Origin of the sequence: Mesorhizobium sp. M0060, assembly GCF_040323155.1 — a bacterium.
GTDB lineage: Bacteria > Pseudomonadota > Alphaproteobacteria > Rhizobiales > Rhizobiaceae > Mesorhizobium.
Genome location: NZ_JAMYUP010000112.1, coordinates 1 through 9,554 on the forward strand (window position 1 = coordinate 1; position 9,554 = coordinate 9,554).

Here is a 9,554-nt window from a genome sequence, read left to right on the forward strand (position 1 = left end):
CAGACCCGAGCCGCTGCCACAATCGGTCATAGGACTGGCGGACGTCTTCCGCCGTCGCGTGCCGCGACCACTGGGCGTCAACCCGCTGGAGATAGTCCAGGCCTACGGCCACGGCGCTGTCGCTCTGGTCCATGTTCGTGTAGAGATTGATACGCACGCAGGTGACAGCAGCAGAGTCAACAGTTGTTCGTGCGCGCGTTGACACCACCGAGAGACGTTCTTCCGCTGAGGCCAACTCTCCGGATAGATACTCGCACTCAGCCCAGTTGAGTTCGAGGTCGAACGTGAGCCGGTAGCACCGTTCCCATTCGTTCTCCACCACCAGAGCGCGGCCGGCGGCAAAATACTGCAGCGCTGAGGCATAGGCGGTTGCCGCCTTGGCACGCTTGCCCGCCATGAGGTTGAGCTCGGCGACCTGCTCGCGCTCCTCCGGCACGGTAATCAGCGCCGCGCCGCGGTCGAACTGGTTGACGATGTCGAAGATGCTGTCTTCCGGCTCTTCCGACGTGGTCCGCGCCGCGAGCAATCGGCCAATCCGAAGATGCGCCATAGCACGCTCGCCTTTGCCTATGAGCGCATAAGCCGCCTCCTGGATACGGTCGTGGAGAAATGTGTAGGTACTGCCCGATCGGAGGACGAGGCCGGCGTGGACCGCTTCCCAGAGTGCCGCGTGCATCGCTTCCTCGGTCCCCCCGTGCACCAGAGCGAGCGTAGGCGACTCGGCGACGTTCCCCAGACAGGCCAGCTGTCCTAATGCCTTCTGAGTCGCATGGGGCAGACGGCTCAGCTTCGCGGCCATGAGATCCGCGACGTTATCGGTGAAGCCTTTGGCGCTGATGCGCGGCAGGTCCCACGTCCAGGCCTCCGTGCCGGGATCGAACGCTAGCAGCGCCTCCTCCGCCAGGGCCATCAAGAATTGGATCGTAAAGAACGGATTGCCATCGGTCTTCTCGAACACCAGCGCGGCCAAGGAGCGCGCGCGCCCAGGCTCGATGTGCAGCGCATCCGCAAGCAGCCGCTCCACATCGTCCGGCATGAGGGAAGCAAGCAGAATCTCCTGCACCCGCCCCCCGGCTCCGCGGATCGTCGCCAGCATCCGTGCGAGCGGGTGAGAGGGACTGACCTCATTGTCCCGGTAGGCGCCGACCAGCAGCAGGTGCCGCACCTCCGGGTGCGTGACAAGATGTTCGATCAAATCAAGGGTCGCGGTGTCCAGCCATTGCAGATCATCGAGGAACAGCGCGAGCGGGTGCTCTGGCCTGGCAAACACGCCGAGGAACCGCCGGAACACCAACTGAAACCGATTTTGCCGGTCCTGCGGCGGCAGTTCGGGAACTGGCGATTGCTCACCGATAATGAGAGCAAGCTCCGGGATAAGATTGACCATCAGTTGGCCGTTCGGGCCAAGCGCGTCCAGCAACGCGGAGCGCCATCGGCTCATCTCTACGTCGCTCTTGCTGAGGATCTGATCGACAAGGCCCTGGAAGGCCTGGGCCAGCGTCGCATAAGGGATATTTCGCTTGTACTGGTCGAACTTGCCGGCGGCAAACAGACCGCGCGATGGGACTAGTTGCTTGTGCAGCTCATTGACGAGCGAGGACTTTCCTATGCCGGCGTGGCCGGACACTAGCACGAGTTCTGTCGCGCCGCGGGTCATGACCCGATCGAACGCGACGACGAGCGTATCGATCTCGGCTCCGCGTCCATACAGCTTTTCCGGGATCAGCAGCCGGTCCGACGCGTCCTGGGCACCCAGCGGGAACGCGTCGATCCGGCGATGCGCCTCCCATGCGGAGAGACACCGCCGGAGATCGGCCTCGACGCCCGCGGCGGTCTGGTAGCGATCCTCGGCGGTCTTGGCCAGCAGCTTCATCACGATCGCCGCGAGTGGCCTCGGGATGCCCGCGACCCGCTCGTCGGGCGGCACCGGTTGCCGGGCGATGTGGCAGTGCACCCACTCCATCGGATCGGCTGCGGTGAACGGCAATGTCCCGGTGAGCATCTCGTAGAAGGTGATACCGAGTGAATAAAGATCGCTGCGGGCATCGATCGAGCGGTTCATCCGGCCGGTCTGTTCCGGCGCCATGTAGGCAAGCGTGCCGGCAATGATTTCCGGAGGTGCGGGTGCCTGGCGCTCGCGCGGCAGACGCGAGGCGATGCCGAAGCCGGTGAGCCAGACGCCGCCGCTTTCCAAGTCCACCAGGATGTTGGCCGGCTTGAGGTTCTTGTGAATCAGCCCGCGTATGTGCATCTGGCCGATTGCGGCCGCAAGCGGGATCGCGATGCGCAGAAACTGCGTCACATCCATGGGGTGACCGAGCAGCTGATCGAGCGGCTCGCCGCCGGGATCCTCGAGCACCAACGCCATGTGGCCGTCGTGGCGGGACAAGTCTATCGGCCGGACAGCCCAGTCGGGGTTCAGTTCGGCCTTGAGGTCATGTTCATGCTCTAGCCGGTTGATCGACTCACGCGACGGGTATTGCCCGATAGGCTCGACCAGCAGGATCGGGTCCAAGCCGTCGCCCGACCCGCGGTAGAGTGTGAACTCGCCTCCCCGCAACGCCGAGAATACATAGCCCGAAAGGTCCGTCACCAGGGCCTCCTCTCAGCCCCGTTGTCAGGGCCCTCCCTGACTCGTTTTATGATTGACCTCATTGCCGATGGCGGCAGGCTGGCATGAGCGCACGCACAGTTCCTCTTGTTCTTCAAATCCTATGCGATCTTCCGGTCAGAGTCAGCGGCTTTCCAGCGGCCAGGTGAACCAGCGTAGTCGCGACGCCGTCGCCATATTGGAGATCGCCCTTTGCGCAGTTCGCGATCTGATGCACCTGGATTTGCATCGCCGCCCCGCCGACAGCGCGAACTGTATTGTCGAACAGCGTGCCATTGGTCCGGGCTCATCTTTCCGAACAAGTCGCTGGGCTGCCTATAGTGATCGTCGTCAACGCATGATCCCGGTACGCCGGTCCAGATGGTTTTGATATTGGAGTGGGAGATTCCATGGCCGCGCAGGAAGGCGCGGGCCACGTCGGCGCCAGCGAACACTCGCTCGCGCTGCGGTGCTGATGGGTGAGTCCCGTGTCGTGGAACATCGCGCCCCCGTAGAAAGCTCAGGATCGAAGCTCAATCCGCGGCGCTTCCCGGCAAGAACGCCGAAATAATAGATGCCCCTGGAATGATGAAATAGCGACGGCGACTCGGTGTCGCGCACCAACTTAATGATTTTGCGGGCGATCTTACTGTCGTGCACGGTGGCGCCGTGGATGGACGAGTTCAAGACTTTCTGCTTTTTTCTCGTCAGCACCCTGAACTGAACTTCTCGTTGCAGACACCCAGATTGTATTCATCGAGCCAGGCGCCGCTTATCGAAGATTGCTCCTTTTGTGCTCCTCTTGCGGTTCTATGCATGAGCACATGGGAAATGCCTGTCCTTCGCAAGTGTCCGGAAAGCATACGAAGCCGATGAACTGAGCCGACGAGCGGGGCGCCGTGCGGGTTGCCCTGCCGGGCTTTACCAGTGGTCTAGATCATCACAAAGGTCCTCAAACTCGAAACGAGACCGCCATCGACTGGATGCAGGTGCCGCCGAAGAAGGTAAACGCCCGGTCCTGGGCGTCGAACACCACCTGCTGCGTCTCACGCGGATCGACTCTGACGAACATCATGCGGCCGCAGAAGAGCCGGACGGCGGCGACAGCTGCCGTCGCTTTCGCTTCAGGACACCCCTGCCTTCCGGCAGAATCGCTGATCTCGCTCATACCAAGGTTTGAGTTTCCCAGACTGAACAGATAACCGAGTAAACCCTGGTAGAATGGAAGGCACCCGGCACCTGCAGTAGTCTGCAAATCTGTAGCTGGTGCGAACAAGTACACCCTTGGCACGAAGGTTGAAATCGACTGCAGGCTCGCTGAGAGGCCAGCCTTCGTCCAAATTCGGAGGTCCCGATGTCCAACCAAGTTCAGGTTAAATCACGTTTTGAGTTGACGCATATCAAAATGACGGGCGCAGCAGTCATGCTGGTCGCCATGTCCGCCATACCGGTGAAGGCGGAGACCGGATCGCCTCCTTGCGCCCCGCGGCCAGAACTCCTGAAACAACTTTCCAAACGATTCAATGAAGCGCCCTCTGCCCTCGGTTTGGCCAAAGACGGCTCAGTCATTGAAGTGCTGACCAGCGACGACGGCTCGACATGGACGATCATGATCAGCAGGCCGAACGGCTCAAGCTGCCTCGTCGCGGTCGGCGAAGGCTGGGAAGAATTGAAGCGTGTCGGCGCCAAGGGCGAGCGCGGCGCCTGATCGTCTGCATCACGTGTGGGTCGCAAAAGAAGGAACGCCAAGATGGTTGATATCTATTCCCGCGAAAGCGCGCCGCGGCAGAAGTCGTGGCCCGGTGCGATTGCTCAGAAGCTATGGCCAGAGCAGGCAGCTGACCTGGGATCGCACCCCATTGCCCGCAGGCTGCCGGGAACTCACTCCGACCACGGCGCTCCAAAGGCATTTCTGTCGCGGTTCATCGTTCTTCAGGCGATCGGCGCCGCTGGAATCGTCGGGCTTTGGGTCGTCGGTATTGCCGGCAAACCCTTCGCCGGCAACAACGCGTTCCTATGCTGGTTGATCGCAGCCATCGGTGCCCTGGGCATTTTGTGCGTCTTCTTCCGGCGCTGGCGCGATGTCGATTGGCTGGCGACCCATGTGGTGCGGATCGGGCTGCTCGGAACCGTGGTTGGGCTCATCGTCGCCTTCTCTGCGGCACGCGCCGGCGGCTCGGCTGACCCCAATGCGATCCGCCCGATGATCGCGTCGGTCATCGACGGCATGTATGTCGCGCTCTATGCGACGCTGCTCGGCATAGCCACGAACCTGTGGCTAAAGATCAACCTTCGTCTGCTGGGTAACGTCGATGGATGAGGAAACTCTCACCGTCTGGCTCGACACCGCTCTCCTGATGCTCGGCGGCTTCGTCCTCATGACCGTGCTCATGATGACGGTGATGAACCCGCCTGCCAAGGCGAGTGAAACCGATGGCGTCACGGCGCCGGGAAACGTCACCGTCGAGACGCAGTGGCCCGACAAGCTCGACGCCGATGTCGATCTGTGGGTCCAGGCGCCCGGCGATGTGCCGGTCGGCTACTCCAACAAGAGCGGCAAGGTGTTCGATCTGCTGCGCGACGACCTCGGCATGGCGCAGGACATGACCGACTCCAACCACGAAGTGGCCTATTCCAGGGGCGCGCCCGCGGGCGAATACATCGTCAATGTTCACATGTATCGCGGCGTCAACGTCACATATCCCGTCCCGGTGAAGATAAGCGTCAATGTAAAGCGCGATGCCAAGTCGTCAGCGCCGGTGGCCACAACGACGGTCCAGCTACGCAAGCCCAACCAGGAGCTTACCGCCTTGAGATTCCGGCTCGATTCGACTGGCCAACTGGTGCCGGGCAGCATCAACAGCATCTTCAAACCCTTACGCGTGGCGGCCACCCAATGATGATCGCTCCCGTCATCTTCGCCCTGCTGCTCGGCGCGTTCATCTTCGTCGTCCTGCCGCATGCGGGTTTTGCCCGCCGCACCCTCTCGGTCGGCATTTTCCTGGCGCTGATCACTGTCGTCTATGTCGGCGCGAGCGAGCTTCTTGGCCGTCCCAAGCCGCTCGGGCTCGAGTGGCGTGACACGGCAAAAGCCCAGGTGGTGGGCGCCGTCCCGGTTGAGAACGAAGCCATCTACGTATGGCTCACCACGCCCGGCTCGACTGAGCCGCGCTCATATGTGCTGCCATGGAGCCAGCAAGCCGCGCAACAATTGCAAGATGCGATGGGCAAGGCGGAAGCCGACGGCACCGGGGTCGAGATGAAGATGCAGACCGCTGACGCCGGTCTCGATACACGCGAGCCGATGTTCTACGCACGGCCGCAACCGGCCCTGCCGGCAAAGGACTACCAAAGCGGCGTTCGCCCCCTCGTCTATACACAGCCGGGGTCATAGCCGAGTTTTCGCTTCGTGTCCCCCTCCTGCAGCTTGGGAGGATGGCGCCGTGGCTCATTTCTGTCCGCCGAAAAGCGCCGCGACGGTGCCCAGCAGGGCGCCCTGATGCATACAACAAGGCATGAACGACAATCCTTTTGATGATTAAAATCTGCCGCGGCGCATTCCTAGCTGTGTTGTGGGCCGAGAACCGCCGGCGATGAACCACTCATCGCGACGCGACGGAACCGGACGGCCCGCAGATGGAACGCGAGGCGAAGCAATCGCCCGCTTTCCCCCATTAAGAAAAGGAGGCGCAATCATGCGCTCTTTCAGGACTCTCAAGGCAGCAACCCTGACCACCCTTCTCATCGCTATTCCGCTCGCCAGCGCCTATGCCAACGAGACGCCGACCTCGATTGTCGATCAGGCGCAGGGTTTGGACCAAGGCATCGCTGACGCAAGGCAGCAGAACACGATCACGCCGACCGAGGCGCAAAGGCTGCACATGCGGGCAGTCCATATCACCCAGGCCGCCGAAAGAACGGCCGCCGAGAACCGTGGCAAGATACCGGCTGCCCAATCTCAGCAGTTGCTGCGCCGGCTCGATAGTCTCGACCAGACGCTCCTTGTCGATACCGGCAGTGGCTTCGCCATCAACGACGACAATTCCGACAACGGAAATTATCCTAACTGAAGTCTCCAGAGCCAGCGGGCCGCAGCCGTGCGGCTCGATTGGCCCGAGGCGCCACCGGTCGCTGCTTCGCTTGCGTTTCCCCTGCCACCGAGCGCTGTATGGTCCGGACCGCATAGCCGCAATAGATTGAAAATACAGGATGCCTCATGCACAGTCTCACTCCCATCCTTTCGACCATCACCACCGCCTTTCTCGCTTCTTTCGTGGAGGTCGTCGAAGCCTTCACCATCGTGCTTGCGGTGGGGGTGACGCGCAGCTGGCGGCCGGCGCTGACCGGCGCAGCGCTGGCGCTGGCGGTTCTGGCCGCACTGGTGCTGGCGTTCGGACCACTGCTGGCGCTCGTTCCCATAGAAACCTTGCAATTCGTGGTCGGTGTCCTGTTGATCCTGTTCGGCATGCGGTGGCTGCGAAAGGCTATTCTGCGCAGCACCGGCATCATCGCGCTGCATGACGAGGAGGCGGCCTTCTCGAAGGAGACCGCTGCCCTGCACCGGCAGGCCAATGACCGGCGGGCCGACTATCTGGCCGGGGTGGCGGCGTTCAAGGCGGTGCTGCTCGAAGGCGTCGAGGTGGTGTTCATCGTCATTGCGGTAGGTGCCGCGCATGGGCAAACGCTTTACGCCAGCCTGGGCGCCTTGGCGGCGTTCGTGCTGGTGACGCTGATAGGCCTGGCCGTGCACCGGCCGCTGGCGCGCGTGCCGGAAAATGCGCTCAAATTCGTGGTCGGGCTGATGCTGACCAGCTTCGGCATCTTCTGGACCGGCGAAGGCATCGGTGCCGACTGGCCGGGCGCGGATCTCGCCCTTCTCGCCATCTTCGCTATCGTTGCGCTTGCGTCCTACGCCATCGTCCGCTGGCTGCGCAGCGCCTATCCCGCCGGAGGGCTCGCCCGATGAACATTGTCCGTCTTGTCATAAGGGAATTCGTCGGCATGTTCATCGACGACGGCAATCTGGCGTTGCTCGCGCTGATCCTGATTGCAGCGGTGACGGCGGCGGTAGAGTTTCTCGCAATGCCGCCATTGCCTGGCGGCATCCTCCTCCTGGTGGGCTGCCTCGTCATCCTGGTTCACAGCGTCCGCCGCGCGGCGCGGGGGCGCTAGGTGTTTGATCCCGAGCTTTGATGGTGCATTCTTTTCGTCCGAATCGAAGGAGGCACTATGGGCCAGGTTCTACACGGCAGCGCCACGACGACAGAGGCAGTCCGTCGAGCAATACAAAATAGTCAAGAGAGCCTGAGAGCGCTGGCCAAGCGCTACGGGATCAACCAGAAGACGGTCATCAAGTGGAAGGGGCCGACGTCGGTCGCCGATGTGCCGACGGGGCCGAGGAATCCCTCCGCGACGGTGCTCACGATCGAGGAGGAGGCGGTGATCGTCGCCTTCCGGCGGCACACCTTGCTGCCGCTTGACGATTGCCTCTACGCGCTGCAGCCAACGATTCCAACCCTGACGTGCTCATCGCTGCCTGCAACGTCATGGGATCAGTCGCTTGCCGGAAGTCGAAGGCGATAAGCCGGCCAAGATGAAGTTCAAGACCTATCCGATCGGCTATTCGGCCCAGAGCACCTGCGCTCAATCGGCGACACCGAATTCGCCGTAGGGCAGGCAGCAATGGTGCTTGCGGCAAATACACGGATTGCCGAGCGGCGGCAGGGATAATCGCTTTTGTCGATCTGTCGCACGGCGATCGAACGGTCGAAGCCATCGCTGCCCATCGTCAAGCGGCGAACGGGCGGCTCGTGGGGGTCCGGCAACGCGGCAAGTGGGATGCTGACCCGGCGGTCAATGGCGGTGTAGGGGTAAGCGCACCAGAACGCTATCTTGATCCAGCCTTTGGTGAAGGCATCGACGCCCTGACCCGAGCCCGCCTCGCCTTTGATGCCAGCATCTTTCATACACAGTTGCGCGAAGTTGCCACCTTGGCCCGGGCCAGTTATCCTGCGAGGGCGTTATCGGGGGCAAGACGTGCGCCCTTCCCTGCACCACAAGGCAGCGCCGATTTCGCGCCTTTGCACCTTTGACGAACCTGCTGGACGTCGGAGATATTGGCAGTCGCCGCTACCTGAAAGCATGTATTGCTGCACGAACGGCCCTACTGGCCTCGATCGGGATGACTGAAATTGGCCGAAAGCAGAAAGTCTGCCTTCAGCATGATTGGGTTACAGACCTTTGCACCCAGCGTAATCTCGACCAGCTTGCGCGTTAGCTCGGTTATGTCTGGTTCCGTCGACTTAGGAAATGACTGCGGAAGCAATTCTGCATTTCCTTGAACGACCTAAAGCCGAGGCGCGGCGCGAGGCGGGATAGGGTTGGCGGGGAAACTTGGCACCGGCGCGCGATCGCGACGGCATTCTCGAAAGCCACATAATCCGGCTCCGCAAACATCACGCGGGCGACAGCTTCCAACTTCGCCGGAAGTATGAGTTCCCTCTTCGCAATCAGCATTTTGATTTCGTCGAGCGTTGGCGTCGCACTGTTGCCAGCTACGAACTGTCTACCGCCCGGTGAGAGATCACTTAGCCCCATACTCATGGTGGTCATCGTTTGGCCGCTTGCATGAACGTGTCGAACTCGGCATCCCCAATCGGAACGGTATGCTCGTCACCGGGATACCTACCGGAATCGACGTCTGTCTTGTATTCTCTAAAGGCGGCCACGCGCTCGTCCTGAATCTTCTGCAGTTCAGGGCCAAGGTTTCGGTAAACCTTTCCGTGTCGCGGCTTGTGGTTCTTGCCGTAGCCGCAGACATCTTCCGTGAAGAGATACTGCGCATCCGCATACTGGCCGGCACCCATGCCAAGCATGACCAGCGACGAGTTTTCGGTCAGGAATTTCGCCACCCGGTCGGGCACGACTTCCAGTTCCGCCCCGAAGACACCGATCTCCTCGAGTT

At 61.6% G+C, this 9,554-nt stretch carries 11 protein-coding genes and 1 pseudogene; 8 read left to right on the forward strand and 4 right to left on the reverse strand.

Annotated elements, in window-relative coordinates; translation table 11 throughout:
- The coding region (locus NKJ94_RS36445; protein WP_502904253.1) for an ATP-binding protein at positions 1-2,593 on the reverse strand (2,593 nt) is incomplete at its 3' end.
- Between the two features lie 949 nt (positions 2,594-3,542).
- Entirely contained in the window at positions 3,543-3,758 is a 216-nt protein-coding gene (locus NKJ94_RS36450; RefSeq protein WP_352532517.1) for a hypothetical protein, read from the reverse strand.
- A 186-nt stretch (positions 3,759-3,944) separates the two neighbouring features.
- Between NKJ94_RS36450 and NKJ94_RS36455 the strand changes: the two genes are divergently transcribed.
- From NKJ94_RS36455 to NKJ94_RS36490, 8 genes and pseudogenes are all read left to right on the forward strand, one after another.
- Positions 3,945-4,298 (forward strand): hypothetical protein, encoded by a 354-nt coding sequence (locus NKJ94_RS36455; protein ID WP_352532500.1) that lies wholly within the window; start codon positions 3,945-3,947, stop codon positions 4,296-4,298.
- A 42-nt stretch (positions 4,299-4,340) separates the two neighbouring features.
- Complete coding sequence (locus NKJ94_RS36460; RefSeq protein WP_352532502.1) at positions 4,341-4,910, forward strand: MotA/TolQ/ExbB proton channel family protein; 570 nt, start codon at positions 4,341-4,343, stop codon at positions 4,908-4,910.
- Entirely contained in the window at positions 4,903-5,490 is a 588-nt protein-coding gene (locus NKJ94_RS36465; RefSeq protein WP_352532504.1) for a DUF2135 domain-containing protein, read from the forward strand. Before NKJ94_RS36460 ends, NKJ94_RS36465 begins: the two co-directional genes overlap by 8 nt.
- Positions 5,487-5,984 (forward strand): hypothetical protein, encoded by a 498-nt coding sequence (locus NKJ94_RS36470; RefSeq protein ID WP_352532505.1) that lies wholly within the window; start codon positions 5,487-5,489, stop codon positions 5,982-5,984. The genes NKJ94_RS36465 and NKJ94_RS36470 overlap by 4 nt, the downstream gene beginning before the upstream one ends.
- A gap of 301 nt (positions 5,985-6,285) precedes the next feature.
- On the forward strand, positions 6,286-6,660 hold the full coding sequence (locus NKJ94_RS36475; RefSeq protein WP_352532507.1) for a hypothetical protein: 375 nt from the start codon (positions 6,286-6,288) through the stop codon (positions 6,658-6,660).
- A gap of 146 nt (positions 6,661-6,806) precedes the next feature.
- Entirely contained in the window at positions 6,807-7,556 is a 750-nt protein-coding gene (locus NKJ94_RS36480) for a COG4280 domain-containing protein (RefSeq protein WP_352532509.1), read from the forward strand.
- The gene (locus NKJ94_RS36485; RefSeq protein ID WP_352532511.1) at positions 7,553-7,762 is read left to right on the forward strand and encodes a hypothetical protein; all 210 of its coding nucleotides are present in this window, start codon (positions 7,553-7,555) and stop codon (positions 7,760-7,762) included. Before NKJ94_RS36480 ends, NKJ94_RS36485 begins: the two co-directional genes overlap by 4 nt.
- Before the next feature lie 57 nt (positions 7,763-7,819).
- Positions 7,820-8,213, forward strand: a pseudogene (locus tag NKJ94_RS36490) (transposase family protein); the annotation flags it as partial.
- Here NKJ94_RS36490 and NKJ94_RS36495 read toward each other — a convergent pair.
- The gene (locus tag NKJ94_RS36495; protein WP_352532519.1) at positions 8,191-8,556 is read right to left on the reverse strand and encodes a hypothetical protein; all 366 of its coding nucleotides are present in this window, start codon (positions 8,554-8,556) and stop codon (positions 8,191-8,193) included. The pseudogene NKJ94_RS36490 and the gene NKJ94_RS36495 overlap by 23 nt on opposite strands.
- A gap of 642 nt (positions 8,557-9,198) precedes the next feature.
- On the reverse strand, positions 9,199-9,554 hold a 356-nt coding region (locus tag NKJ94_RS36500), incomplete at its 5' end, for a 3-methyl-2-oxobutanoate hydroxymethyltransferase (protein WP_352532513.1).

Excerpts from the sequence above, each read along its gene's own strand:
- NKJ94_RS36450 (WP_352532517.1), bottom strand. The coding sequence starts at position 3,758 with ATGAGCGAGATCAGCGATTCTGCCGGAAGGCAGGGGTGTCCTGAAGCG.
- NKJ94_RS36455 (WP_352532500.1), top strand. The coding sequence starts at position 3,945 with ATGTCCAACCAAGTTCAGGTTAAATCACGTTTTGAGTTGACGCATATC.
- NKJ94_RS36460 (WP_352532502.1), top strand. The coding sequence starts at position 4,341 with ATGGTTGATATCTATTCCCGCGAAAGCGCGCCGCGGCAGAAGTCGTGG.
- NKJ94_RS36465 (WP_352532504.1), top strand. The coding sequence starts at position 4,903 with ATGGATGAGGAAACTCTCACCGTCTGGCTCGACACCGCTCTCCTGATG.
- NKJ94_RS36470 (WP_352532505.1), top strand. The coding sequence starts at position 5,487 with ATGATGATCGCTCCCGTCATCTTCGCCCTGCTGCTCGGCGCGTTCATC.
- NKJ94_RS36475 (WP_352532507.1), top strand. The coding sequence starts at position 6,286 with ATGCGCTCTTTCAGGACTCTCAAGGCAGCAACCCTGACCACCCTTCTC.
- NKJ94_RS36480 (WP_352532509.1), top strand. The coding sequence starts at position 6,807 with ATGCACAGTCTCACTCCCATCCTTTCGACCATCACCACCGCCTTTCTC.
- NKJ94_RS36485 (WP_352532511.1), top strand. The coding sequence starts at position 7,553 with ATGAACATTGTCCGTCTTGTCATAAGGGAATTCGTCGGCATGTTCATC.
- NKJ94_RS36495 (WP_352532519.1), bottom strand. The coding sequence starts at position 8,556 with ATGAAAGATGCTGGCATCAAAGGCGAGGCGGGCTCGGGTCAGGGCGTC.